Source organism: Streptomyces sp. NPDC054794 (assembly GCF_053611585.1).
The window spans coordinates 23,615-48,738 of sequence record NZ_JBSHAQ010000044.1; the positions used below are offsets into that span (position 1 = coordinate 23,615).

The following is a 25,124-nucleotide window of genomic DNA, read 5'->3' on the forward strand; positions in this document are numbered from 1 at the left end:
TGCGTCAGCGGACGTCGACGAGGTCACCCGTGGCGTTGACCGCCGGGGTGGTCGAGGTGCCGGCGAAGGAGAAGCGGTAGTAGCCGTCGGCCGAAGCAGTGGTCGTGGCCTTCAGGTTGCCCCGGGAGTCCGACTTGACGGTCTTCAGCGTGGTGTAGGTGCTGGAGCCCTTCTTGCGGAACTGGAGCTTGACCGGCTGGGTGGCGTAGCCGGAGTACTTGGCCGCGTCCCAGTTGGCCCGGGTCAGCGCGCCCGTGACGGTGATGGTCCTGCCCTTCTTCACCGGCTCCGGCGCGGCATTGGCCGTCAGCTTGGACGCGCGCTGGATCGGGAAGCTCTTGACGTTGTCCTTCTGGACGAAGTTGCTGTCCTTGCCCCGGGCGACAGCCCAGACCTTCCAGCCGCCGGCGACCTTGTTGATGAGGTTGGACCGGGCCGTCACGGTGTAGCCGGCCTTGCAGGTCGACTTGGTGGCGTCGACCTTGGTGCAGCTGGAGCGGCCGTCACTGCTGTTGGCGACGGCACCGCTGTCGGCCTCGTCGATGCTCGGGCCGTGGTACAGGATCGCCTGGGCCCAGTCGACGCCCGAGTCGTCCGTCACGGTGAAGGACACCGTGAAGGTCTTGCTCCCGGTCGCGCCGACGACGACGGCCTTCCCCCCGTTCACCACAACGTTCGAGATCTTGGTGTCGCCACGGCTGTCGTCGGCCTGAGCGGCCGGGACGGCGAAGGCGGACAGGGCCAGGGCGCCGGTGACGGCGGCTCCCAGTACTCGAATGCGCATGGATTCCCCAATGATCAGGAGCCTGTTGACTCGCATGATCAGATCCACGAAGGATGGGAACGGTTGTACGGGAACTGAAGCTCTTTTGACCTTGTGTCAGAGATCACGGCGGCGCTCCGCGACAGGCCGGAGGGCCGCCTCGCCGGACATCGTCGGCGAGGCGGCCCTTACCGCCGTGTCGGGCTCAGTCGAACCAGCGGTCCCGGGCCAGTTCTTCCGTGCGGGAGGGGTCTTCCAGTAGGGCCGCGACCTCGAAGCGGCGTGGCCACTGGCCGGACGCCCAGGCGAGGCCGGCGGCCACGCCTTCCAGGGTGGCGGCGTGCAGGACGGCGTCGTTCGCCAGGCGCCAGTCGATCTCCACGCCGTCGACGACGAGCTCCTCGTGCTCGACGTACGTGTCCGGAGTGCGCGGGCCGAGCAGCACCCGTACCGACTCCGGTACGTCGTGCTCGGTGCCCTCGGAGTCCACCGAGCCGGTGACGGACTCGCTCAGCCGCCGCACCTGGAACAGGTCGGCGAGTTCGGCGGCCCGCGACGGCCGTACCGGCAGCAGCGGGACGCCCTCGGTGAAGGGCAGCAGGTCGGGCGAGTCGACGACCACGGCGTCGGCCGCGTCCACGACCTCCACCCGCCCGTCGACCACGGCCCGCAGCTCCTCCGGCAGGGTCACCTGCTCGGGGTCCAGCTCCGCCAGCGCGCTGTACAGCGCGTGCAGCTGGGCGGAGGTGACCGGGCGCTCCGGATCGGCGAGCCGGTCGAGGAGCTCGGCGCCGCCGCCGGGCTCGTCGAGCAGCGCGGCGACCGAGGTGCGCACCCCGAGAGCCCGCAGCACCTGCTCGTCCTCGAACCCGGTGGCGTCCGCCTCGTCGTACAGGCCGCGCAGCAGCGGGTCGCCGCCGGCCGCCAGCAGACCGGCGGGCCTGCGCCCGTCCAGCACCGGGTGCCCGCGCAGCCACCATGCCGTGTACGGCCGTACGACCTCGTGCGTGCCGTCCGGCAGCAGGATCCGCATCGGCTGGGTGAGCGCGTCGCGCAGCGGCGGGCGGGCGAGCAGGGCGAGCGCCTGCGGCCAGTGGTCGTCGTCGACGAGGTCGAGGTCGCGGACGGCGACGAGCTCGGTGGCGACCGGAGGCACGGGGCTGTCCGGGAAGCGGTCGAGGATGTCCTCGCACCACACGTCCACGGCGTCGAGCAGACCGGCGTCGTCGGGCTCGGCGAAGTCGCCCTCGCGGGGCTCCAGTTCGTCCGGGTCGAGGACGACGTCCGTGGCGCGTACGAGGGCGAAGTCGGCCAGCACGCCACAGGCGGCCAGCGGCTGTTCGCCCCACTTCTCGGCCAACCCGGCGTCCACGGCGGCCAGTTCGTCCTCGCGGACGACCTGTGCGAACGGGCTGCCCGGGTAGACCAGTTCGCCCGCGGGGGCGAGTTCGCCGTCCTCGTCCGGCAGGGCCAGGGCGCCGAGCCAGGGTTCGTCGCCCGGTTCCAGGCCCGCGTCGCGAACCAGGGCGAGGACGGTGTCGGCCAGTTCCTCGGGGTCCGGGGCGTCCTCCTCCCAGGACACCGCGCCCTCGTCGTCGAGGGAGGCGGCCACGGCGGCGCGCACCTGCGGTGTGGTGAGGACGGCGCGCGGGGTCGCGGGCAGGGCGCCGAGCTTCTCCAGGATCGGGTGCGCGGCGTCGGGGTGCGCGACCTTCAGGCCCAGCCGGGCGAGGACCTCCGGGTCGATGCGGGCCGCGTCCGGGGTGGGCAGCAGGACCTGGCGGGGGCCGATGGTGGTCCTGCCGTCGGCGAGCGGCACGGGCAGGCCGGACAGCCGGTCGGGGTCGACCCCGGCGAGGCTGTCGTAGAGGCGGTGCCACCACTGCGGGTCCTTCTCCAGCCCGGCCAGCCGGTCGATCGCGTCGGCGAGCGGGAGGCGGGCGACGCCCAGCGTGCGCAGTTCGACGCGACGTTCGAGGCCGGCGGGCAGCAGGGTGGGCAGTACCTCGGCCAGGACCCGGACGGTGTCGGCGCCCGCGCCCTCGACGACCTCGGCGTCGCGCGGCCGCAGGGCCTCGGGCAGGTCGTCGGCGTCGTGGCCGGCGGGCGCGATGGCCGGGGGCAGGAACGCGGTGCGCGGGAGCAGGTCCAGGATCGCCTGCCGCAGCGCCCCGTCGAGCTCGCCCTTGCCCAGCGGGCCGGGGACCAGGCCGATGACGCCCTCGGTCACCGGACGCCATTCGGCGAGGAGTTCGGTGTACGCGTCCGCCGCGCGCCGCACCAGGAAGTCGGTCAGCGGGCCGGGGGCGGCGTGCCGGCGGGTGGTGTCCAGCGGGAAGGAGGCGATGAGCAGGGCGGGTACGCCGAGGGGCTCGTCGCTGGGGGTGGGCGCGTGGACGACCGGGGTGGTGCGGGGGTGGACGGGGGCGCCGTAGCTGTCGACGGGGACGGCCCAGGTGACGGACCAGTGGGGGCGCAGGCGCTCCTCCACCGGGCGGTCGGCGAGCAGGTCGGGGGTGAGCGGGCCGTGCGCGACGGAGGTGCGCCAGTGGGTGAGGCCGTCGCGGGAGTCCTCGACGATGGTGAAGGGCCCGTCGGTGCGGCGGCTGAGCGTGCGGGGGGCGTCGCCGTTGATCTCGACGACCACTTCCTCCAGGCCCGGCAGGGCGAGCAGGAGGGCGTCGTCCACGGCGTGCAGGAGGCGCTCGGCCAGGTCGGTGGCGGCCGCGTCGCGCAGCGGAAGGATGACGACCGTGTCGTACGGGTCGGGGGCGGTGCCCTCGGCGGCGAAGGGCAGGCGCAGCAGCGGGACGTGCCCGTCGCGGCGGCGGATCTCGTCGCCCAGGCCGGGGCTGTGCCGGGCGGTGTCCGCGGCGAGTTCGCGGGCCTCGGCCAGGGACCAGCGCACACCGCCGTGCCGGCCCACGACCGCGGGCTCGTCGGTGACGGAGAGGACGGCGGCGAAGCCGACGCCGAAGCGGCCGACGGCGCCGTGGCCCTCCTGCGGGTCGCGCTTGGCGGAGGCGCGCAGGGTGGAGAGGGACTCGACGCCGGCCTCGTCCAGCGGGGCGCCGGTGTTGGCGGCGAACAGGACGCCGTCGCGGAGGGTGAGGCGGAGCCGGCCGGGGGTCTTCGCCCGGGCGGCGGCGTCGGCGGCGTTCTGGGCGAGCTCGACGACGAGCCGGTCCCGGTAGCCGCCGAGGACCAGGTCCTCCTCCGCGTTGGCGTCCTCGCGGAAGCGGGCGGGGCTGGTGGCCCAGGCGTCGAGAACACCGCGGCGCAGTCGGGCCGTGCCGAAGGGGTCGGCGCCCTCGGCCGCGGGCCGCACGAACTTGCTCACGTTCACCTCTCCATCGTCGGCTGACGACGAAGGTACCGTGCCACCGCCCCCACCTCCGCCGCCCTTCCCACCCACCCCACCGTCCCGGCCGGGGCCGGACACCACCCGGGGGGCTTGGGAGTCGGCGGGGCGGGAACGCTCGGGGGCTTGGCAATCAGCGGCGCAGGGATCGCTCAGGAGCCCCGGAAGTCGACGGGGCGGGCACCCCACCCCCAGGGGGCTCGGGAATCGGCGCGCCTACGCCGTCCAGAAGCCCCGGGAATCGGCCGGCGCGGCCAACATCCGGGAGGCTCGGGAACGGCGGGCCTGCGCCGCCCCGAAGCCCAGGAGTGGCCGACATCCGCCCCCGGGGATGCCCAGCAATACCCCCGTCCGCTTCTAGGAGTGGCCGAGTTCCGCCGTCTCCTCGTCGCCGACCGGGGGGACCGAGCCGGAGTCCGCCGCGGGGCGGAGCGGGAAGACGTCGACCTTGGTCTCGTCGATCACCGGCGGGGCCGGCTGGGGCGGCTTGGGCATGACCGCGGCCTCGGAGTGGCCGCCGCAGCCGTACGCGAGGGAGACGACCCGGCCGTCCGCCGGGGCGAACTCGTTCGCGCAGACGCCGAAGGCCTGGCCGAGGGAGCCGCCCATGGGGACCAGGAAGCCACAGGTGGCGCAGGACGCGGGGGCCGCCTGGGCCATGGGCGTCTTCGGCCCGAAGCCCTCCTCCCAGCGGTCGGCGGCGACATGCAGGCCGTAGCGGGACAGGACCCGGGCGCGTCGCATGCCCAGTTCCTCCGCCAACGCGGCGATCGAGCCGCGGGTGGGTGACGTGGGCTGCTCGGCGGGGGCGCCGGGAGTGACGTCCGCGTCCTCCGCGTCCGCCAGTTCCTCCATCTCCCGGGAGACCGCCGAGTTCGGCGGGGGCACGTCGTCGCCGGAGTAGCCCGGCTCCAGACGCAGGTCCTCCGCGTCGGTGGGCAGCAGGTCGCCGGGACCCATGTCGCCGGGGCGCAGCCGCTCGCTCCAGGGGACCCACTCGGGCGCGAGCAGCGCGTCCGAGCCGGGCAGCAGGACGACCTCGTCCAGCGTCACGATCTTGGCGCGGGACGCCCGGGCCACGGTCGCCGCCCAGCGCCAGCCGCGGTACCCGAGCTCCTTGCACTCGAAGAAGTGCGTGACAACGCGGTCCCCCTCCGACACCAGGCCGACGTGCTCGCCGACCACACCGGGTGCGGCCGCCTCCTCGGCGGCGGCGCGGGCGAGGTCGACGGCCTCGGCGCACAGGCGGTCGGGGGTGCGGCTTCGCGTTGTCGCTGCGCTCACAGGTATCGCTTCTCTCCTACGCCGTCTCACGGGTGCGGCTGCCTCCGGCGGGTGGGACGGACGGAGCGGACCTGTGGACCGCATCGACGTCCGCCTCGATCGCGCTCGGGCGCACCTCTTCCATCCATTCTGCGGGATGGCTGAGATACGCACGCTACCCGGTCACCGGCGCTGGGCCTAGTTCCCGACCGCCCGCCCGACTCGCTCGGCTGCAAAGTGCTCTACGGACCGCGTTCTCAGGGCACTATGAACGTCGTGGCAGCCGCGAGGTCGTCCCAGGGCGCCGCCGGGGTCGGTGGGGTCGGGGGAACAGGTCGAGGTGGCGGTGCGGGCCGGGTGCACGGCGCCGTCCGCGCCGTCGGCCGCGCCCTGCACTTTCCCGTCACCGGCACCGCCCGCGGCATCAGGAAGGCCACGCACGCGCACGGCGCCGGGGAGTCCGGTCTCGGCAAACTGATCGAACTGCACGCGGTGAACGGCGCCGGTGACGTCATGATCACCATCGCGCTCGCCTCCACCGTGTTCTTCTCGGTGCCCACGGACGAGGCGCGCGGCCGGGTCGCGCTCTACCTCGCCATCACCATGGCCCCCTTCACGGTCCTCGCCCCCGTGATCGGCCCGCTCCTCGACCGGCTGCCGCACGGCCGCCGCGCCGCGATGGCCGCCGCGATGCTCGCCCGCGCCCTGCTCGCGCTGATCATCTCGGGCGCGGCGGCCAGCGGCAGCCTGGAGCTGTATCCGGCGGCACTCGGCGTGCTCGTGGCCTCCAAGGCGTACGGCGTCGTCCGCAGCGCCGTGGTGCCCCGGCTGCTGCCACCCCGCTTCTCCCTGGTCAAGGCCAACTCGCGGGTCACCCTGGGCGGGCTCCTGGCCACCGGCATCGCCGCGCCCGTCGGCGCGGGCCTGCAGGCCCTCGGGCCCCGCTGGCCGCTCTACGGCGCCTTCGTGATCTTCGTCGCGGGTACGGTCCTGTCCTTCTCCCTGCCGCCGAAGGTGGACTCGGCCAAGGGCGAGGACGTCGCGCTGCTCGCGGCCGACGAGAGACACCTGCACGGCCCGCACCTCAAACCGGTAAAACGCCCGGGACTGCGCACGGTCGGCCCGGCCGTCACCCACGCCCTCGGCGCCAACGCCGCCCTGCGCTGTCTGTCCGGATTCCTGATCTTCTTCCTCGCCTTCCTGCTGCGCGAGCACCCGCTGGCCGGCGAGAGCGCGGCGGTGTCGCTCGGGATAGTGGTCGTCGCGGCGGGCGTGGGCAACGCGCTCGGCACGGCGGTGGGCGCCTGGCTCAGGTCCCGGACCCCGGAGATCATCATCGTGACCGTGGTCGCGGTGGCGCTGGGCACGGCGATCGTCGCGGCAATCTTCTTCGGCACGTTCCTGGTGGCGTGTCTGGCCGCGGTCGCCGGGTTCGCGCAGGCGCTCGCCAAGCTGTCCCTCGACGCGCTGATCCAGCGGGACGTACCGGAACTGGTCCGTACGTCGGCGTTCGCGCGGTCCGAGACGATGCTCCAGATGGCGTGGGTGTTCGGCGGCGCGGTCGGCATCGTGATGCCGCTCAACGGCACGCTGGGCCTTTCGGTGGCCGCCGCCATGGTGGCGGTCGGCTGGCTGAGCACCGTACGCGGGCTGCTCGGTTCGGCGCGGCACGGCGGCCGGACACGACCGCGAGTGGCGTAACGAAGCGGGCACGCCGCACCCCGCGTGGCCGGTCCGGCCGGGCTGCCCGATAGCCTTCGGCCATGACCATGCAATCCGTTGTGCGACGCCGCCGCGCCGTCGCCGCCGCCGGCGCCGTTTCCGCCGGACTGCTCGTTCTCACGGCCTGTGAGAAGCCGTCCCCGATCGCGACGGTCACCGTCGGCACGAGTTCGGTCAGCTCCGAGGCCACCTGCTACAACGGCGGTGACCCGCTGAACACCGCCTCCCTGGCCAAGTGCCTCAAGGACACGGACATCAAGTCGATCAAGGTGGACCCGGACGCGACCGTGCGCTTCGGTGTCGACCCGGACATCGCGGACAACGGCTGGACGATCCTGATGAACGGTCAGCCGCTCACCGACTCCAGCAAGAAGACCTATCGCACCATCCCGGGCAGCGTGTTCTTCAACGTCCAGTACGGCGCCCAGGGCAACTCCACCCTGGTGTCGATCAAGGAGGGCGAGAAGGACGTCACGGGCCTGTGGTCCTTCAAGCTCAAGAAGGACACCGACTCCTGACCACGTCGTCCGCACGTGTCCTCGTAGCCACCGCCGTTCCCGCCGAACGGGACGCGGTGGCTCGGGCGTTCGCCACGGCCGCGAGCGAGGTGCGGCTCCCGGGAGCGGTGCTCCACCGGATCTCCGGTGAGTTCGCCTGCGACCTCCTCGCCGCCGGCGTCGGCCCGGCGCTCGCCGCCGCCTCCACCGCCACCGCCCTCACCGCCGCCGCCCTCCAGGGCACCCCCTACGACCTCGTCGTCAGCGCCGGGATCGCCGGCGGCTTCCAGCCCGGGGCGCCGGTCGGTTCGCTCGTGGTCGCCGACGAGATCACCGCGGCCGATCTGGGCGCCGAGACGGCCGACGGATTCCTCCCGGTCACCGAACTGGGTTTCGGGACCGTCAGCCACCGTCCGCCGAAAGCACTCGTACGAGCCGTCGCCGCCGCGACCGGGGCGCTCCCCGGCGAGGTACTGACCGTCTCGACCGTGACCGGGACGGCCGCCCGCGCCGCACAGCTCCGCGCCCGTCACCCCCGTGCCCTCGCCGAGGCCATGGAGGGTTTCGGGGTGGCCGAGGCCGCCGCCGCGCACCGGGTGCCCGTCCTTGAGGTACGCGCCGTCTCCAACCCCGTCGGCCCGCGCGACCGCGCCGCCTGGCGCATCGGCGATGCCCTCGCGGCCCTCACCGGGGCCTTCGGGAAGCTCACGTCCGCCTGGGAGAGTTGGAACCCACATGAGTCCTGAGAGCCGACAGCTGCAGATCGCGTACTCGCCCTGCCCCAACGACACGTTCGTCTTCGACGCCCTCGCCCACGGCCGCGTCCCCGGCGCGCCCGCGCTGGACGTCACCTTCGCGGACATCGACATCACGAACGGCATGGCCGAGCGCGGCGAGTTCGACGTGCTGAAGGTGTCGTACGCGGTGCTGCCGTACGTCCTCGACGAGTACGCGCTGCTGCCCTGCGGGGGCGCGCTGGGCCGGGGCTGCGGGCCGCTGGTGCTCACGCGGGAGGCGGGAGGCGACCTTACGGGTCGTACGGTCGCCGTGCCGAGCGAGAAGTCGACGGCCTATCTGCTGTTCCGGCTGTGGGCGGCGGACACGCCGGCGGGCGGGGTCGGCGAGATCGTCGTCATGCCGTTCCACGAGATCATGCCGGCGGTGCGGGACGGGAAGGTCGACGCGGGGCTCGTCATCCACGAGGCGCGCTTCACCTACCAGAACTACGGGCTGCACAAGCTCGCCGACATGGGCGAGCACTGGGAGCACACCACCGGGCTGCCGATCCCGCTGGGCGCGATCATCGCCAAGCGGTCGCTGGGCGCGGACACGCTGCGGCGGCTCGCGGAGGCCATCCACACGTCCGTGCACGCGGCCTGGGACGACCCCGAGGCCTCCCGGCCGTACGTGATGGAGCACGCCCAGGAGATGGACCCGGCCGTCGCCGACCAGCACATCGGGCTGTACGTCAACGAGTTCACGTCGGATCTCGGCGAGGACGGCTACGCGGCCGTCCGGGGCCTGCTCACACGCGCGGCGGCCGAGGGGCTTCTTCCGCCCCTCGGCCCTACGGCACTCGATTTCCCCTGAGAACGGGTACGGATCCGGGAAGTCGACAAACCCCGCGGACTCAGACGTCCAACTGGTCGGCGACCGCCCGCAGCAGGCCCGCGATCTGCTTGCCGGAGGCCTTGTCCGGATAGCGGCCCTTCTCCAGCATCGGCGTGATGTTTTCGAGGAGGGTCGTCAGATCCTGCACGATCGAGGCCAGTTCGTCCGGCTTCTTGCGCTGTGCGGCCGCGACCGAGGGCGTCGGGTCGAGGATGACGACCGAGAGCGCCTGGTCGCCGCGCTGACCGGCGACCACTCCGAACTCCACGCGCTGTCCCGGCTTGAGTACGTCGACTCCGTCGGGGAGAACAGAGGAATGGACGAAGACGTCACCGCCGTCGTCGCGGGAGAGAAAGCCGAAGCCCTTCTCGCTGTTGAACCACTTGACCTTGCCGGTAGGCACGTCTGTCCTCGTCCTCGTACTCGTCGGAAAACTGCTTCGGAAACGGCTCTTGATAGCACTACAGCGGGTCGTCGATGACCCGCCGCTACCAAGGCTAATGGTCTTCGGGCGGGTGACAAGACGTCGCCCGATTGTTCCTACGCGCAGGGAACTACCCTGGTCCGGTGCGTGACAAAACCCAAACGAATTCCGCCGGACCCGGTGACGGACTGATCCGTGCCGGTGCCGTTGTCTTCTTCATCGGTGCCGTGGCCACTCTCGTCACCGTGGCCCCGCTGTTCCTCGGCACGAAACCTTTTCCGACGTACATGTTCGGTTTGAGCATGCTGATGGGCGTCGGCTTCCTCGTGGCGGGCGCCGGTGTGCTGCGCTCGGTCGCGGCGGGCCGCCGTCAGGCGCGCGGCGCCTCGCGGTAGGCGGCCAGCCAGGCGGGGAGCTCGGTGAGGTCCGTCAGGACCACGTCGGCCCCGGCCGCGCGCAGTTCCGCCGCGTCGCACGGCCCCGTGGCCACGGCCACGGACAGGGCCCCGGCGCCGCGGGCACCGCGCACGTCCCCGACGTGGTCGCCGACGTACACGGTCGCGCCGTGCTCGCGCAGGGCCGCCGCCTTCTGCTCGGCCCACAGGTCGCCGATCACCGCGTCGGGCTCCAGGCCGAGGTGGGTCAGGTGCAGCTTGGCGTTCGGCTCGTACTTCGCGGTGACCACGACCGCCCGTCCGCCGGCCGACCGCACGGCCGTGATCGCCTCTCGGGCGCCGGGCATCGCGGGCGTCGCGGCGATCGCGATGGCGGGGTACATCTCGCGGTACAGGTCGCCCATCGGTCCGACCTGCTCCGGCGGGAACCAGTGGACGAGTTCCTCCGCGAGCGGCGGCCCGAGCCGGGTGATCGCCAGGTCGGCGTCGATGTACGTCCCGGTCCGCTCGGACAGCGCCGTGTAGCAGGCGTGGATGCCGGGCCGGGAGTCGATCAACGTCATGTCGAGGTCGAACCCGACGGTCAGCGCGGAAGAAGTCACGGGGGCCATTGTGCCCATCGGCCGGGAGGGGCAGCCGGGCCGGGGCTGTGAGCTCGACGACGGCCTGCCGGCCAGTGCCTGTCGAGGCACTGGGCAGGTGCGAAGTGCGCTGCGGTTCGGCAGCACCCTGAAGGGGCGCGGGGAACTGCGCGACCAGCCACGACGGCGCCGCAGACGACCGACGACACATCACGGCACTTCCAGCGGAGCGCTCAGCGTCGGCGCTGGGAGCGCCACACCAGGTAGAGCGCCGAGGCGACCGCCGCGCCGCGCACCACCCAGGGCCAGGTCTCGGCGACGGCGTCCTTCATGTGGCCCTGGGCGACGGGGTCGCCCCAGCGGCCGTCGCTGCGGCCCCAGAGCCAGGTCACGCCGGCCGCGAGGGCCAGGCCGGGCATCCCCATCACCGCCCACTTGGTCTCCGTCGGGCTCAGGCGGCGGGAGCCGTAGGCGATGAGCCAGCCGAGGGCGAGCGCGAACCAGTTGCCGAGGACGGCACCGGCGACGAGGAGCCCGGCGGCGAGCAGCAGCAGCGGGTTGGTCCAGCCGGTGGCGGGGCGGGGCAGCCCGAGTCGGCGCCGGGCGGCCGGGGCGGGCTCCGGGTCCGTCTCCCGGGCGTCCTCGGCTACGGGCTCGGCATCCTCGGTCCGCTCCTTCCCCTTCTCCCTCTCCTTCGGAGGCGGTTTGAGCAGGTCGGGGATCTCCACGCCGCCGACGAAACCCGGCACGGTGTCGGTCTCCGCGAGCGGTCCGCCCTCCACCCGCCACCAGTCCGGCTGCACGGCACTGCCGCCGAGCTCGTGCTCCGCGGCGAGGTGGGGCGGCGACGGCGCGTCCGAGGGCGCGGGGGTGTCCGGCTCCGCGGGGCGCGGCCGCGGCACGATCCGGCGCAGCCCCTTCGGCGCGCGCTCCGGCCCCGACGCCTCCACCGGCTGTACGGGTACGGAGGCGGCCGGCGTCTGGGGCACACCGGCGGTGCCGCCCGCGGCCGCGACGACCTCGTCCGGGGTGCCCAGCCGGGCGAGGATGCGGCGCACGGCGGCGGGACTGTCGACGGGGGTCTTCGCCCGGTGCCGGTCGATCTCGTTGCGCAGCTCCGACACCAGCCGCATCCGCGTGGCCGACGGCAGCTGCCGCCGGTGCGCCACGTCACCGACGCGGCTCAGATACTCGTAGACGACCTGGTCGCTTTCGATACCCACGAAGTCCCCTCCGGGGCGGGCGTGTTGGATACCCCGTGGTGAGAGACGTTACCGCTGTCGGCGCGGGCCGGGCATCCCACCTCGGCGGGCATACCCGGGGCGGTGCACTTCGGGCCCGGTGGGGGCCCGCGGCGGCAGACCCCGGCGGCACCCGCCCCGACGCCGGTAACGTAGGCGAGATGAGCACCGAGGACCGCCCGGCGCCCCGCTCCCTCGCGGAGGCGCTCCGCGTCAGGGACGACGACTCCCTGGCCGCGCTCCTGCGCAGCCGCCCCGACCTCATCACGCCCGTGCCGACCGACCTCACGCAGCTCGCCACCCGTGCGGGGACGCGCGCCTCGGTCCTGCGCGCGCTGGAGCGTCTGGACCGCTTCGCGCTGCAGACCGCGGAGGCGCTGGCGGTGGCGGCGGACCCGGCGACGTACGACGACCTGCTCGCCCTGATGGCGGGCGACGCGCGGGATCCGGCCGTCGCCGCCGCCCTGCCGCGCGCCCTGGCCACCCTGCGCGAGCAGGCCCTGGTCTGGGGCGGCGAGGACCGGCTGCGGCTGGTGCGCACGGCCCGCGAGCTGCTCGCGCCGTCCCCGCAGCACCCGTCCCCGACGGGGCTCGGCCCGACCGTGCAGGAGGCCACCGCGGGGATGTCCCCGGGGCGGATCCAGGAGATCGTCACCACCGCCGGGCTGCCCACGACCCACGACTCGGTCTCCGCCGTCACCGCGCTCGCCGCCCTCTTCTCGGACCGCGAGCGGATGGCCGCGCTGCTCGACGAGGCGCCCGAGGAATCGCGCGCGGTCCTCGCCCGGCTCGTGTGGGGACCCCCGTACGGCCAGGTCACCCCCGACCCGGCCGCCCATCTGCGCTGGCTGCTCGACCGCGGCCTGCTGCTGCCGACGGCGCCCGGCACGGTCGTCCTGCCCCGGGAAGTGGCACTGCACCTGCGCGGCGGCCACGCCCACCGCGAACCGGAGGCCGTGCCGCCCGCCGTCGAGGCGACCGCGACCCACCGGCCCGCGATGGTGGACGCGACGGCGGCCGGGCAGGCGTACACGGCCCTCGCGACCATCGAGGATCTGCTGAAGGACTGGGACGAGGGCGGACCGGCGGTGCTGCGCGCCGGCGGGCTGAGCGTGCGGGACCTGAAGCGGACCGCCGTCGCGCTCGACGTGCCCGAACCGGTGGCCGCCTTCTGGGTCGAGCTCGCCTACGCGGCCGGCCTGCTGGCCTCGGACGGCGAGGCGGACGAGCGGTACGCCGCCACCCCGGCCTACGACGAGTGGCTGGAGCGGCCCGCCGCCGAGCGCTGGGCGCGGCTCGCGGAGACCTGGCTGACGGCGACCCGGACGTCGGGGCTGATCGGCGGGCGGGACGCGAAGGACCGCGCACTGTCCGCGCTGGGCCCGGGACTCGACCGCTCGGCCGCGCCCGAGGTACGGCACCGTGTGCTGACCCTGCTGGCCGGGCTGCCGGAGGGCGCCGCCCCGGCCGCCGAGTCGGTCCTGGCCCGGCTCCGCTGGGAGCGGCCGCTGCGCGTGCCGCAGCGCGAGGACGACCTGCGCTCCCGCCTCGCCCGGTGGACGCTGTCCGAGGCCGAGCTGCTGGGCGTGACCGGGCGCGGGGCGCTGTCCGCGCAGGGGCGCGCCCTGCTCGGGACGCCCGTGGTGAAGGCGCCGCAGGAGCCGGAGCCGTCCGGCCCCGGCGACAAGCTCCCCGTGCACCACCACCGCCCGTCCCTGCCCCGCGAACCCCTCTCCCCGCCCGAGCAGGCGGTGGCCTCCACCGCGGCCGCCCGGCTGCTCGCGCCGCTGCTCCCCGAGCCCCTGGACCATGTGCTGCTCCAGGCGGACCTGACGGCGGTGGCCCCGGGCCCGCTCCAGCGGCCGCTGGCCGACATGCTGAGCGTGCTCGCGGACGTGGAGTCCAAGGGCGGCGCGACGGTCTACCGCTTCACCCCGGCCTCCGTACGGCGCGCCCTGGACGCCGGCCGCGCCGCCTCCGACCTGCACGACTTCCTCACCGCCCACTCCCGCACCCCGGTCCCGCAGCCGCTGGCGTACCTGATCGACGACGTGGCCCGTAAGCACGGCCATCTGCGGGTGGGCGCGGCCTCGGCGTACGTCCGCTGCGACGACGACACCCTCCTGAACGAGATCCTGGCCGACAAACGGGGATCGGCCCTGGGCCTGCGGCGCCTGGCACCGACCGTGCTGGCCGCCCAGGCCGACCCGACGGCGCTCCTCGACGGCCTGCGCGCGATGGGCTACGCACCGGCCGCCGAATCGGCGGAGGGCGACGTCCTGATCACCCGCGCCCTCGCCCACCGCACCCCGCCCCGCACGGCTCCCGAACCGGTGCCGGACGGCCCGCCGACCCCCGACGCCACCCTCCTGTCGGCCGCGGTCCGCGCGATCCGCGCGGGCGACCTGGCCGCGACGGCCCCGCGCAAACCCGCCGCGGCGTCCGGCGAGCCCGCAGGCACCAGCGGCGACCTGCCCCGCACCAGCTCCGCCGAGACCCTGGCCACCATGCAGGCCGCCGTCCTGACCGGCGAGGCCCTGTGGATCGGGTACGTCAACGCCGAGGGCGCCGCCAGCCAGCGCGTCATCGCCCCGATCCGCGTCGAGGGCGGTTTCGTCACGGCGTACGACCACACGGCGGACGAGGTCCGGACGTATCCGCTGCACCGGATCACCGGGGTGGCGGAGCTGGCGGACGACTGACCGTGATCGGCGGCCGGTAGGGCACACTGGACGTTTGGCCGTACAGAGCCATCTGGGAAAGGCAGCCGCGCGTGAATGGTCCGCTGATCGTCCAGTCCGACAAGACCCTGCTCCTCGAAGTCGACCACGAGCAGGCCGACGACTGCCGTCGTGCCATCGCGCCGTTCGCCGAGCTGGAGCGGGCGCCGGAGCACATCCACACCTACCGGGTCACCCCGCTGGGCCTGTGGAACGCGCGGGCCGCGGGGCACGACGCCGAGCAGGTCGTGGACGCGCTCGTGCAGTACAGCCGCTACCCCGTGCCGCACGCGCTGCTCGTCGACATCGCCGAGACCATGGACCGGTACGGGCGGCTGACCCTCACCAAGCACCCGGCCCACGGGCTGGTCCTGACCACCACCGATCGGCCGGTCCTCGAAGAGATCCTGCGCTCCAAGCGGATCATCCCGCTCGTCGGCGCCCGGATCGACCCGGACAGCGTGGCCGTGCACCCCTCCGAGCGCGGCCAGATCAAGCAGACGCTGCTCAAGCTGGGCTGGCCCGCCGAGGACCTCGCGGGGTACGTGGACGGCGAGGCCCATCCCATCGAGCTGCGCGAGGACGGATGGGCGCTGCGCGCCTACCAGAAGCAGGCCGTGGAGAACTTCTGGCACGGTGGGAGCGGTGTCGTCGTGCTGCCCTGCGGCGCCGGCAAGACGCTGGTCGGCGCCGGGTCCATGGCCCAGGCCAAGTCCACCACCCTGATCCTCGTCACCAACACCGTCTCCGCCCGGCAGTGGAAGCACGAGCTGGTGAAGCGGACCTCGCTGACCGAGGACGAGATCGGTGAGTACAGCGGTACGAGGAAGGAGATCCGGCCGGTCACCATCGCCACCTACCAGGTGCTGACGACCAAGCGGAAGGGGATCTATCCCCACCTGGAGCTTTTCGACTCGCGTGACTGGGGGCTCATCGTCTACGACGAGGTGCACCTGCTGCCGGCCCCCGTCTTCAAGTTCACCGCCGACCTCCAGGCGCGCCGCCGCCTCGGTCTGACGGCGACGCTGGTGCGCGAGGACGGCCGGGAGTCGGACGTGTTCTCCCTCATCGGCCCCAAGCGGTTCGACGCGCCCTGGAAGGAGATCGAGGCGCAGGGGTACATCGCGCCCGCGGACTGCGTCGAGGTGCGGGTCAATCTCACCGACTCCGAGCGGCTCGCCTACGCGACCGCCGAGACGGAGGAGAAGTACCGCTTCTGCGCGACCACCGCGACCAAGCGCAAGGTCACCGAGGCCCTGGTCCGGCGCTTCGCCGGGCAGCAGATCCTCGTCATCGGCCAGTACATCGACCAGCTCGACGAACTGGGCGAGCACCTGAACGCGCCCGTCATCAAGGGCGAGACCTCCAACGCGCAGCGCGAGAAGCTCTTCGACGCCTTCCGGGAGGGCGAGATCAGCGTCCTCGTCGTCTCCAAGGTGGCCAACTTCTCCATCGACCTGCCGGAGGCCACCGTGGCCATCCAGGTGTCGGGCACCTTCGGCTCCCGCCAGGAGGAGGCCCAGCGCCTCGGCCGGGTGCTGCGCCCCAAGGCCGACGGCCACCAGGCCCACTTCTACTCCGTCGTCGCCCGCGACACGATCGACCAGGACTTCGCCGCCCACCGCCAGCGCTTCCTGGCGGAGCAGGGGTACGCGTACCGGATCGTGGACGCGGACGAGATCCTGGCGGAGGGCGCCTGACCGGCCCGGGCCAGCACGGCCAGCAGGACCAGCCCCAGGAGCGGATACGGCGATGCCAGGGGCTGGGCCCACCAGGGCAGGCGCAGGTCCAGGTCCCCCTGGTGCGGCACCAGCCACAGCGTACGGGCGGTGAACACCGCCGCCGTCAGCGCCGCGAGACGGACGCGGTGCTCGGCGAGGAGGACGGCGAGCAGCGGGACGCACCACACCCAGTGGTGGGACCAGCTGATCGGGCAGACGAGCAGGGCCGTCACCGCGGTCAGCAGGATGCCGTGCCGCTCCTCACCGGCCCGTGCCGCCAGCCACAGCCCGGTGACCGCGACGGCCGCCGCCGGGACGAGCCACAGCGGCCCCGGCGCGGGGTCGCCCGACAGCCGCGCCACCAGGCCCTGCAGGGACTGGTTGTCGACGATCCAGGCCTTGCCCACCCGTCCGGTCTCGTAGAGGCGGCGCGTCCAGAAGTCCACGCTGGCCGCGGGCAGCAGCAGCGCGCCGAGCAGGACCGTGCCGCCGAACGCCGCCGTCGCCGTCGCCGCCTCCCGCCCCCGTCCGGTCAGGAGCAGATACACCACGAAGACGGCCGGGGTGAGTTTGACGCCGGCCGCGATCCCGAGGGCCGTGCCCTTGCCCCGGGCGCCCGGGGGTCGGGTGAGGTCCCACAGGATCAGGCAGATGATCGCCAGGTTGATCTGCCCGAACAGCAGCGTCTGGAAGACCGGTTCGAGCCACAGGGACAGGGCGGTGGCCGCACACAGCAGCGGCAGCCGGGGCGTTCGGCCCGCGAGGCGGGCGGACAGGCTGACGAGACCGGCGAGCAGGAGCGCGTTGCCCGCGAGGAACGCGGCCTTCAGGACGGGGACGGGGATCCAGACCGTCGGCACGAACAGGGCCGCCGCGAAGGGCGGGTACGTCGCCGGCAGCCGCCACTCGGTGACCGTGAAGCCGTAGAGATCGCCGCCGTGGACGACGGCCTCGCCCTCGGCCCGGTAGACCAGCACGTCGGCCATCGGGGCGCGCTGTACGACGCAGAGGACGGCGAGGCAGAGCAGGGACAGCAGAGGAAGCAGGCAGAGCAGAGCAGGCAGGGAGAGCAGGGAAGGCCGAGAGGGCTGAGGAGGCCGAGCGGGCAGGGATGCCGCGGGGCGAGAGGGTGCGGGAGGAGAGAGTGCGGAGAGGGGGGAAGGCGTCACCGTCCGTTTTGCCACGGAGGTGAACCTATGGGTTACCTGCGGTGGACGCCCGCTTCCTCGCCGTACTCGCCGAGTATGACCACGCCGAACGCCGCCTCCGCGAACACCTTGACGGCGCGCAGGGCGTCGCCCAAGCGGTGGTGGCGGTGCGGGATGCCCTCGACGGCTGTGGCACCGGACGGTCGGGCCGGGACTGGGTGGATGGTTGCTGCGCTCATGTCTCCATGGTTGCTCCATCGGGGTGTAACCGACATCGGTCTGTGGAGCCAATCCCGGCCGCCCGCGCGTACCCCTGCGGATGGACACCCTCCCCCTAGGGCGGAGGGGCCCGTCCCCTAGGGGATGAAAATCCGTTGGCCCTCACCCGCCGCTCTCATTAAAATCTCCGCTCTTGCCCGCCTCCGCACCGGAGTGCCGCCGTCCGGCCGGAAACCGGACGGCACCCAGAGTCACGGACCACGGACACCGACCGTCCGCGCGTCGCTCGCCCAGCAGGCCCACACGGAGGCACCCCTTGTCCACGCCCACCGACGACCCCCTGGCCCGGGAACGCTCCCACCTCGCCGAGTCCCGCTCCGCGCTCCGCGCCATGCGCGAGGACGTCGAGTCGCTGGACATCAGCAACGTCACCGCGAACTGGGTGAACGCCGAGGTCCTCGCCCGCCAGATCAACGAGCGCATCAAGGCGCTGGCCGACCTCAGCGACACCCCGCTGTTCTTCGGCCGCCTCGACTATCTGCACCCGCCCGGGGCCGACCGGGCCGAGGGCGCGGAGGGCGAACGGTTCTACATCGGGCGGCGGCATGTGCACGACGCCGAGGGCGACCCGATGGTCATCGACTGGCGCGCCCCGGTCTCGCAGCCGTTCTACCGGGCCTCCAAGAAGGACCCGATGGACGTCGCGCTGCGCCGCCGCTTCGGTTACACGGGCGGCGACCTCACGGCGTACGAGGACGAGCACCTCTCCGACCCCGCCGAGGCGGCGACCACCAGCAAGCTGCTCCAGCAGGAGATCGAGCGTCCGCGTGTCGGCCCGATGCGGGACATCGTGGCCACGATCCAGCCCGAGCAGGACGAGATCGTGCGGTCCGGACTGTCGGGGACCGTGTGCGTGCAGGGAGGTCCGGGGACCGGGAAGACCGCCGTCGGCCTGCACCGGGTCGCCTATCTGCTGTACGCCCACCGCGAGCGGCTGGCCCGCACCGGCACCCTCGTCATCGGGCCGAACCGGTCCTTCCTGCACTACATCGAGCAGGTGCTGCCGGCCCTGGGCGAGCTGGCGGTGCGGCAGGCCACGGTCGACGACCTGGTCGCCCATGTGGAGGTACGCGGCACGGACGACGCGGCCGCCGCGATGATCAAGGGTGACGCCCGGCTGGCCCAGGTGCTGAGGCGGGCCGTCGACTCGCACGTGACCATGCCCACCGAGTCGGTCGTGGTCGTGCGCGGCTCTCGCCGGTGGCGCGTCGCGGCGTACGAACTCGAAGAGATCGTACGGGAGTTGCTCGCCCGCGACATCCGCTACGGCGCCGCCCGCGAGGCCCTGCCGCAGCGCATCGCGCATGCCGTGCTGGTCCAGATGGAGCGGTCGGGCGAGGCCCCGGACGACCGGGTGCAGGACGCCGTGGCCCGCAACAGCGCGGTCAAGGCGGCGGTCAAGGCGATCTGGCCGGCCGTCGACCCCGCGAAGCTCGTGCTGCGGCTGCTGACCGACGCGGACTTCCTCGCCGTGCACGCCGAGGGGATCCTCGACGAGGACGAGCAGAAGACGATCCTGTGGGCCAAGCCGGTGCGCAGCGTCAAGTCGGCCCCGTGGTCCGCCGCGGACGCCGTACTGATCGACGAGGCCGGCGACCTGGTCGAGCGCACGCACTCGCTCGGTCACGTGGTGCTCGACGAGGCGCAGGACCTCTCGCCGATGCAGTACCGGGCGGTCGGCCGCCGCTGCACCACCGGCAGCGCGACCGTCCTCGGCGACCTGGCGCAGGGCACCACGCCGTGGGCCACCCGCAGCTGGGACGAGGCACTGGCCCACCTCGGGAAGACGGACGGCGTGATCGAGGAGCTGACCGCCGGCTTCCGTGTGCCGACGGACGTCATCACGTACGCCTCCCGGCTCCTCCCGCACATCGCGCCCGGTCTCACCCCGGTCGCCTCGGTCCGTGAGAACCCCGGCTTCTTCGAGGTCCGTACGATCGCGGACACCGCCGAAGTCGTCGCCGCCTGCCGGGAGTTGCTGCGCAACGAGGGCTCGATCGGCCTGATCGCCGCCGACGCCCGCGTCCCGGCCCTCGCCGAGGCGCTCGCCGCCGCCGGGATCGGCCGCCTGGCCCCCGGTGAGGAGACGACGCGCGAGACCCGGCTCACCCTGGTTCCGGCCTCGCTCGCCAAGGGCCTGGAGTACGACTACGTGGTCCTCGACGAGCCGCGGGCGGTCGTCGACGGCGAACCCGACGAGCGGACCGGCCTGCGCCGCCTGTACGTCGCCCTCACCCGAGCGGTCTCCGGCCTGATCGTCACCCACACGGCCCCGCTGCCGGACCAGCTCGCCTAGGTCCTGTCGCCCTGAACGGCGTCGAGTTCCTGGCGCCACCGCGTCACGGCCGTGGCCGACACCGGGCCCGTCCAGCCGTCCGCGCGGGCGGCGCCGCCGATGTGGAAGCCGTCGATGCCGGCGGCGCGAAGCGCGGGCACGTGGTCGAGGCGCAGTCCGCCGCCTACGAGCAGGGTCTGTTCGTAGCCCGGCTCGCCGCGCCGGCGCGCCTCGGCGACCAGCGTGGGCAGGCCGTCGTCCACGCCGGACGCCGAGCCCGCGGTGAGGTAGGTGTCGAGTCCGGGCAGGTCGGCCAGCTGCTTGCGCAGGGCGTCGCGGTCGGCGGCGCGGTCGATGGCCCGGTGGAAGGTCCAGCGGCAGCCGTCCAGCTCGGCGACGACCCGTTCCACCGCCGCCAGGTCCACCGCGCCGTCCGTGCCGAGGAAGCCGAGCACGAACTGGTCGGCCCCGGCGCCGCGCAGCTCCGCGGCCGCCCGCACCAGGCCCTCGACGTCACCGGCGGCGAATCCGTCGGTCAGCCGCAGCATCACGCGCAGGTCGATGTCGACGGCGGCCCGGATCGCGCCGAAGGTCCGGACCGACGGGGTCAGTCCGTCCGCCGCCATGTCGGTGACCAGTTCGAGGCGGTCCGCGCCTCCGGCCTGGGCGGCGACCGCGTCCTCGGGGCCGAGGGCGATCACCTCCAGGACTGCACGCGTGCTCATAGGACCCCTTCCGTCGGTGTTCCCCTGGAGCGGCTACAGGTCTAGTCCAATCTCAGGGTACGTCGGGAAGGTGCGGGCCCGCGAGATCGCCCCCGGTCAACACGGAGTCATCCGAAGATGTTCATCTGCCCCGCCTCCGCCCCCACCAGTTCGTACGACACCCCCGCGACCGCTCGCCCCGAGTACAGCCGGACGAGCGTGGCGGTGTCCCCGATGAAACGCGCCGGAGTCCGCGTGCCGCTCAGCTCCCCCAGCCGCAGCGACTCGTCCCGGTCGTCCAGGTCGGCGTGCAGCGGCAGATGGCCCTTCTCGCGGGTCACCCGGGCGAGCAGGGTGAGCGCGTCCGGCACCCCGTCCCCGGCATAGGCTCCGGGCACGCCGAAGGTGTCGCGTACGTCCCCGGCGTGCACCCACTCGCCGAGCGCGATCATGTCCAGCACCCCGCCCGCCCGGGCGATCACCGGACCGGCCTCGGTCATCCCGCGCTCCAGCTCGTCCACGACCCGCGCGTTCGTCCACTCGGACCGCTCGGCGATGTCGCGCTCGTTCGACTCGGGCGAGAACACCCCCTTCTCGAAACGGCTCTCCACCACCCGCAGCAGCGCGGCGGAGCAGTGCGCGAGCACGTCCCGCACCGTCCACCCCGGACACGCGGCGGTCGCCAGCGCGAAGTCCGCGTCGGGCCGGGCCCGCAGCAGGGGAATCAGGGCGTCCCGCTCGACGGCCAGCAGCCGTCCGGGCAGTTCGGGGTCGCGCGGCCCGTGTGCGTCCACAGTCAGCTCAGTCATGCCGACCAAGCTAGGCCCTGTCGTCACACTCCCGTCTGCCCCGCGACGCCGTTCCCACTCGCCGCACCGGGCCCCGACCCGAGGACGTCCAGTACGAGGGCCGATGTCCGGCACTCCCCCAGTTCGACGACAGGACCTGGGCGGCCGACGGCACGGGCGCGGGAGAATGACCCCATGGCCGACCTCGACGCCCTCCGCACCCGCTGGACCCGAGCCCTGGAAGGAGCCCGCGGTCCCGGCGGCGGGCCCGACCCCGTGCCGTACGCCGACAACCTGCTCACCCGCTGGCAGGAGCCGCAGCGCCACTACCACACGCTCACCCATCTCACCGCGGTCCTCGACCACGTCGACGTGCTGGAGAAGCACGCGGACGACCCGGACGTCGTACGCCTGGCCGCCTGGTTCCACGACGCCGTCTACCTTCCCGACCGCTCCGAGAACGAGGAGCGCTCGGCCCGGCTCGCCGAGCGCGCCCTGACCGAGGCCGGCGTCCCGGAGGCCAAGGCGGCCGAGGTGGCGCGGCTGGTCCGGCTCACGGTCACCCACGACCCGGCCGAGGACGACCGCGACGGGCAGGTCCTGTGCGACGCCGACCTGGCGATCCTGGCGGCACCGCCGTCCGCGTACGCCGTCTACACCGCGGCCGTCCGCGAGGAGTACCACTTCGTCCCCAGCGACGCCTTCCGCGCCGGCCGCGCCGCGATCCTCGGTCAACTCCTCGATCTGCCCCGGCTGTTCCGCACCCCGCACGGCCGGGCGGAATGGGAGGCGACCGCCCGCTACAACCTCGCCGCCGAGCTGGAAATGCTGTCGACCGCGGCGGATCCGGCGTCCTAGGGTGCGGCCCATGCGTGCATTGGGCGGGGAACAGGTGGAAGAGGCCGTCGCGGGCTGCGTGGCGGCGCTGCGGACGGTCGCGGACCGGGACTGGGAAGGGGTCGACGCCGCGGGGCTGGAGTGGAGTTGCCGGCATACGGCCTTCCACGTCGCGGAGGATCTCATCGCGTACGCCGGCCAGCTGGCGGGCCGCGCCCAGGACGGCTACGTCCCCTTCGAGATCACCCTCGAAGAGGGCACCGACAACGCGGGCCTGCTGCACGTCATCGAGACGACGGGCGCCCTGTTCGCGGCCACCGTCCGCACGACGCCGCGCGAGGTCCGCGCCTTCCACCCGTATCCATTCCGCAGCGCGGACCGCGAGGGGTTCGCCGCGATGGGCATCGCCGAGGTGCTGCTGCACACCCACGACATCGCCAAGTCCCTGGGGATCACCTACGAGCCGTCCGAGGAACTCGCCGAGTCCGTGCTGACCTGGCTCTTCCCGCACGTCCAGCCCGGCCCCGCGCCCTGGCCCACCCTGCTGTGGGCGACCGGGCGCGGCGAGCTGCCCGGCCGCGCCCCGGTCACCGAGTGGCGCTGGCGCAACAACCTGGTCATCCCCACCGAACGCCTCGTGCTGACCGGCCTGCGCCCCGCCGCCGCCCGCGATCTGCGGCTGGGCGGCGACGGCGGCTTCGAGTGGATCGACGGCGGCCCGTACCAGGGCACCCGGGACGCCGCGGAGTTCATGATGAAGGCCTACGAAGCGGGCGTGCACCGGCCCGAGTTCGGAGTCTTCGCGCTGGTCCGGCGCCAGGACGGCCGCGCGGTCGGCGGCATGGGCTTCCACAGCGCCCCGGACGAGGACGGCCGGGTGGAGATCGGCTACGACCTCGTCGAGAGCGCCCGCGGCCAGGGCTACGCGACCGAGGCCCTGCGCGCCCTGGCGGACTGGGCGCTGGCACGGGACGACGTGCACGCGCTGTTCGCGACCGTCGAGCGGGACAACACGGCCTCCCAGGCGGTCGTCACCCGGGCCGGGTTCAAGAAGGTGAGCGAGGAGGAGGAGTTCGCCTACGAACTGCGGCGCCCGTAGCGGCCGGACACCGGACCCGCCCGACGGCCGGTCACCGCACCCGTCTCTTGCGCCTGCGCAACCCGGAGCCGTGCAGCAGCCGCACCACCTCGCGGCTGCTGACCTCCACCGCCCCGGCGGCCACCGCGTCCGCGTACCGGTGCGAGGGAATGTCGTAGTGATCGCGCTCGAAGGCCCGCCGCGGCAGGCCCAACCCGGCGGCGAACAGATGCAGTTCCTCGTACGACTTGTCGCTCACCAGGTGCGACCACATGCGCCCGTGCCCGGGCCAGGCCGGCGGGTCGATGTACACCGTCACGAGGGCGACGCCCCGCCCGCGGCCCGCCCCAGCGCCCCGACGGCCGCGACCTTCACGCCCGCCTTGTGGCACACCCAGTGCGGGTCGGGCCCGAGCTCCGGCTCGACGTCCAGGGCGTGCGGGTCCCCCGAGCCGCACACCGGGCACAGCGGCCAGCGCCCGTACCGCTCCAGCAGCGCGTCCTGCACGTCCTGAGCGATCAGCCCGGCCACGAAGCCGGCGCCCTCCGGCCACTGCTCGACCCACCAGCGCCGCTGCACGACGGAGTCCTCGACCAGGGAGACCACGTCCGCCTCGGCGACATCACCCGCGACCAGATCGGCCAGCACGAGGGCGCGCGCGGCATGCAACGCCTGTTCCAGGGGACTAATGGGCTCCATGGTCCCATTGTGCGCGGTCTTGACCAATGCGCCGATCCGAAAATATCTTTCATACGTGACCCAGGATGTGAAGGAAATTTTCGGCAGCCCGGGCAACCCCGGCAGCGCACCACCGGCCCCCGCCGCCCTCGCCGCCAAAGTGCGTACGCTCGCCCCTTCCATGACCCGCTCCATGCAGCGGGTCGCCGAAGCCGTCGCGAGCGACCCGGCCGGCTGCGCCGCCCTCACCGTCACCGGACTGGCCGAACTCACCGGCACCAGCGAGGCGACGGTCGTCCGCACCGCCCGCCTCCTGGGCTACCCCGGCTACCGCGATCTGCGCCTCGCCCTGGCCGGACTGGCCGCGCAGCAGCAGTCGGGCCGCGCGCCCGCCATCACCACCGACATCGCGGTGGACGACCCCATCGCGGACGTGGTCGCGAAGCTCGCCTACGACGAGCAGCAGACCCTCGCCGACACGGCCGCCGGTCTCGACACCGTGCAGCTGGCCGCGGCCGTCACCGCGCTCGCCGCAGCCCGGCGCACCGACGTGTACGGGATAGGGGCGTCCGGGCTGGTCGCCCAGGACCTCACCCAGAAGCTGCTGCGCATAGGGCTGATAGCCCACGCGCACAGCGATCCGCATCTCGCCGTCACCAACGCCGTGCAGCTGCGGGCGGGGGACGTGGCGATCGCGATCACGCACTCCGGCTCGACGGGGGACGTCATAGAGCCGCTGCGCGTCGCGTTCGAGCACGGGGCCACCACGGTGGCAGTCACCGGGCGACCGGACTCGCCCGTGACGCAGTACGCCGACCACGTGCTCACCACGTCCACGTCCCGGGAGAGCGAGCTGCGGCCCGCCGCGATGTCCTCCCGGACCAGTCAGCTGCTCGTCGTGGACTGCCTGTTCGTGGGAGTCGCGCAGCGCACCTACGAGTCGGCGGCGCCGGCCCTGGCCGCCTCGTACGAGGCGCTGGCCCACCGCCACCGCAGCGCGCCGCGCCCCTAGGGTACGAACCGCACCGAACTGCACCG

The 25,124-nt window shown here is 73.5% G+C and carries 22 protein-coding genes and 1 pseudogene; 11 read left to right on the forward strand and 12 right to left on the reverse strand.

What is annotated here, in order from left to right; all coding sequences use genetic code 11:
* Nucleotides 1-4: 4 nt before the first annotated feature.
* The 3 genes from ACWGKT_RS35075 to ACWGKT_RS35085 form a co-directional block, all read right to left on the reverse strand.
* Entirely contained in the window at nucleotides 5-784 is a 780-nt protein-coding gene (locus ACWGKT_RS35075) for a calcium-binding protein (RefSeq protein ID WP_453276828.1), read from the reverse strand.
* 184 nt (nucleotides 785-968) lie between these two features.
* Entirely contained in the window at nucleotides 969-4,103 is a 3,135-nt protein-coding gene (locus ACWGKT_RS35080) for a sacsin N-terminal ATP-binding-like domain-containing protein (RefSeq protein WP_453276829.1), read from the reverse strand.
* 378 nt (nucleotides 4,104-4,481) lie between these two features.
* Nucleotides 4,482-5,408 (reverse strand): DUF3027 domain-containing protein, encoded by a 927-nt coding sequence (locus ACWGKT_RS35085; protein ID WP_453276830.1) that lies wholly within the window; start codon nucleotides 5,406-5,408, stop codon nucleotides 4,482-4,484.
* 255 nt (nucleotides 5,409-5,663) lie between these two features.
* Here ACWGKT_RS35085 and ACWGKT_RS35090 point away from each other — a divergent pair, with 255 nt between their 5' ends.
* From ACWGKT_RS35090 to ACWGKT_RS35105, 4 genes are all read left to right on the forward strand, one after another.
* Complete coding sequence (locus ACWGKT_RS35090) at nucleotides 5,664-7,088, forward strand: MFS transporter (RefSeq protein ID WP_356155263.1); 1,425 nt, start codon at nucleotides 5,664-5,666, stop codon at nucleotides 7,086-7,088.
* 62 nt (nucleotides 7,089-7,150) lie between these two features.
* On the forward strand, nucleotides 7,151-7,627 hold the full coding sequence (locus tag ACWGKT_RS35095; RefSeq protein ID WP_356155266.1) for a DUF2771 domain-containing protein: 477 nt from the start codon (nucleotides 7,151-7,153) through the stop codon (nucleotides 7,625-7,627).
* The gene (locus ACWGKT_RS35100) at nucleotides 7,591-8,352 is read left to right on the forward strand and encodes a futalosine hydrolase (RefSeq protein WP_453276831.1); all 762 of its coding nucleotides are present in this window, start codon (nucleotides 7,591-7,593) and stop codon (nucleotides 8,350-8,352) included. The genes ACWGKT_RS35095 and ACWGKT_RS35100 overlap by 37 nt, the downstream gene beginning before the upstream one ends.
* Entirely contained in the window at nucleotides 8,342-9,196 is an 855-nt protein-coding gene (locus tag ACWGKT_RS35105) for a 1,4-dihydroxy-6-naphthoate synthase (protein ID WP_453276832.1), read from the forward strand. Before ACWGKT_RS35100 ends, ACWGKT_RS35105 begins: the two co-directional genes overlap by 11 nt.
* Nucleotides 9,197-9,236: 40 nt before the next feature.
* Here the strand turns inward: ACWGKT_RS35105 and ACWGKT_RS35110 are convergent, their stop codons facing one another.
* Complete coding sequence (locus ACWGKT_RS35110; protein ID WP_308407528.1) at nucleotides 9,237-9,620, reverse strand: cold-shock protein; 384 nt, start codon at nucleotides 9,618-9,620, stop codon at nucleotides 9,237-9,239.
* 164 nt (nucleotides 9,621-9,784) lie between these two features.
* On the opposite strand from ACWGKT_RS35110, the gene ACWGKT_RS35115 reads away from it, so the two are divergent.
* Nucleotides 9,785-10,036 (forward strand): hypothetical protein, encoded by a 252-nt coding sequence (locus ACWGKT_RS35115; protein WP_235455879.1) that lies wholly within the window; start codon nucleotides 9,785-9,787, stop codon nucleotides 10,034-10,036.
* Here ACWGKT_RS35115 and ACWGKT_RS35120 read toward each other — a convergent pair.
* Nucleotides 10,012-10,647, reverse strand: a complete 636-nt coding sequence (locus tag ACWGKT_RS35120) for an HAD family hydrolase (protein WP_356155277.1) — start codon at nucleotides 10,645-10,647, stop codon at nucleotides 10,012-10,014. The two genes, ACWGKT_RS35115 and ACWGKT_RS35120, sit on opposite strands and share 25 nt — an antisense overlap.
* A 203-nt stretch (nucleotides 10,648-10,850) precedes the next feature.
* Nucleotides 10,851-11,840 (reverse strand): hypothetical protein, encoded by a 990-nt coding sequence (locus tag ACWGKT_RS35125; protein ID WP_453276833.1) that lies wholly within the window; start codon nucleotides 11,838-11,840, stop codon nucleotides 10,851-10,853.
* 179 nt (nucleotides 11,841-12,019) lie between these two features.
* Here ACWGKT_RS35125 and ACWGKT_RS35130 point away from each other — a divergent pair, with 179 nt between their 5' ends.
* Nucleotides 12,020-14,560 carry a helicase-associated domain-containing protein gene (locus ACWGKT_RS35130; RefSeq protein ID WP_453276834.1) on the forward strand — a complete coding sequence of 847 codons (2,541 nt, stop codon included), beginning with the start codon at nucleotides 12,020-12,022 and terminating at the stop codon, nucleotides 14,558-14,560.
* A gap of 71 nt (nucleotides 14,561-14,631) precedes the next feature.
* Entirely contained in the window at nucleotides 14,632-16,278 is a 1,647-nt protein-coding gene (locus ACWGKT_RS35135) for a DNA repair helicase XPB (RefSeq protein ID WP_453276835.1), read from the forward strand.
* 2 nt (nucleotides 16,279-16,280) lie between these two features.
* Here ACWGKT_RS35135 and ACWGKT_RS35140 read toward each other — a convergent pair.
* Nucleotides 16,281-17,285: pseudogene (locus ACWGKT_RS35140) on the reverse strand (glycosyltransferase 87 family protein); the annotation flags it as partial.
* Nucleotides 17,286-17,500: 215 nt separating this feature from the next.
* A complete protein-coding gene (locus ACWGKT_RS35145; RefSeq protein WP_356151105.1) occupies nucleotides 17,501-17,686 on the reverse strand; it encodes a hypothetical protein in 186 nt (61 codons plus the stop codon).
* Between the two features lie 296 nt (nucleotides 17,687-17,982).
* On the opposite strand from ACWGKT_RS35145, the gene ACWGKT_RS35150 reads away from it, so the two are divergent.
* Complete coding sequence (locus ACWGKT_RS35150) at nucleotides 17,983-20,022, forward strand: HelD family protein (RefSeq protein ID WP_453276836.1); 2,040 nt, start codon at nucleotides 17,983-17,985, stop codon at nucleotides 20,020-20,022.
* Here ACWGKT_RS35150 and ACWGKT_RS35155 read toward each other — a convergent pair.
* Together ACWGKT_RS35155 and ACWGKT_RS35160 are read right to left on the reverse strand one after the other, a co-directional pair.
* Nucleotides 20,019-20,726, reverse strand: coding sequence for a copper homeostasis protein CutC (locus tag ACWGKT_RS35155; RefSeq protein WP_453276837.1), 708 nt, complete (start codon nucleotides 20,724-20,726; stop codon nucleotides 20,019-20,021). The two genes, ACWGKT_RS35150 and ACWGKT_RS35155, sit on opposite strands and share 4 nt — an antisense overlap.
* A gap of 107 nt (nucleotides 20,727-20,833) precedes the next feature.
* Nucleotides 20,834-21,514, reverse strand: a complete 681-nt coding sequence (locus ACWGKT_RS35160) for a maleylpyruvate isomerase family mycothiol-dependent enzyme (RefSeq protein ID WP_453276838.1) — start codon at nucleotides 21,512-21,514, stop codon at nucleotides 20,834-20,836.
* 174 nt (nucleotides 21,515-21,688) lie between these two features.
* Here ACWGKT_RS35160 and ACWGKT_RS35165 point away from each other — a divergent pair, with 174 nt between their 5' ends.
* Complete coding sequence (locus ACWGKT_RS35165) at nucleotides 21,689-22,351, forward strand: HD domain-containing protein (protein ID WP_453276839.1); 663 nt, start codon at nucleotides 21,689-21,691, stop codon at nucleotides 22,349-22,351.
* A gap of 10 nt (nucleotides 22,352-22,361) precedes the next feature.
* Nucleotides 22,362-23,429, forward strand: a complete 1,068-nt coding sequence (locus tag ACWGKT_RS35170; RefSeq protein ID WP_453276840.1) for a GNAT family N-acetyltransferase — start codon at nucleotides 22,362-22,364, stop codon at nucleotides 23,427-23,429.
* 31 nt (nucleotides 23,430-23,460) lie between these two features.
* Here ACWGKT_RS35170 and ACWGKT_RS35175 read toward each other — a convergent pair whose 3' ends face one another.
* Both ACWGKT_RS35175 and ACWGKT_RS35180 read right to left on the reverse strand, forming a co-directional pair.
* The gene (locus tag ACWGKT_RS35175; RefSeq protein WP_235455888.1) at nucleotides 23,461-23,727 is read right to left on the reverse strand and encodes a DUF4031 domain-containing protein; all 267 of its coding nucleotides are present in this window, start codon (nucleotides 23,725-23,727) and stop codon (nucleotides 23,461-23,463) included.
* Nucleotides 23,724-24,107, reverse strand: a complete 384-nt coding sequence (locus ACWGKT_RS35180) for a hypothetical protein (protein WP_235455889.1) — start codon at nucleotides 24,105-24,107, stop codon at nucleotides 23,724-23,726. Before ACWGKT_RS35180 ends, ACWGKT_RS35175 begins: the two co-directional genes overlap by 4 nt.
* Nucleotides 24,108-24,162: 55 nt before the next feature.
* Here ACWGKT_RS35180 and ACWGKT_RS35185 point away from each other — a divergent pair, with 55 nt between their 5' ends.
* Complete coding sequence (locus ACWGKT_RS35185) at nucleotides 24,163-25,098, forward strand: MurR/RpiR family transcriptional regulator (RefSeq protein WP_453276841.1); 936 nt, start codon at nucleotides 24,163-24,165, stop codon at nucleotides 25,096-25,098.
* Nucleotides 25,099-25,124: the final 26 nt, after the last annotated feature.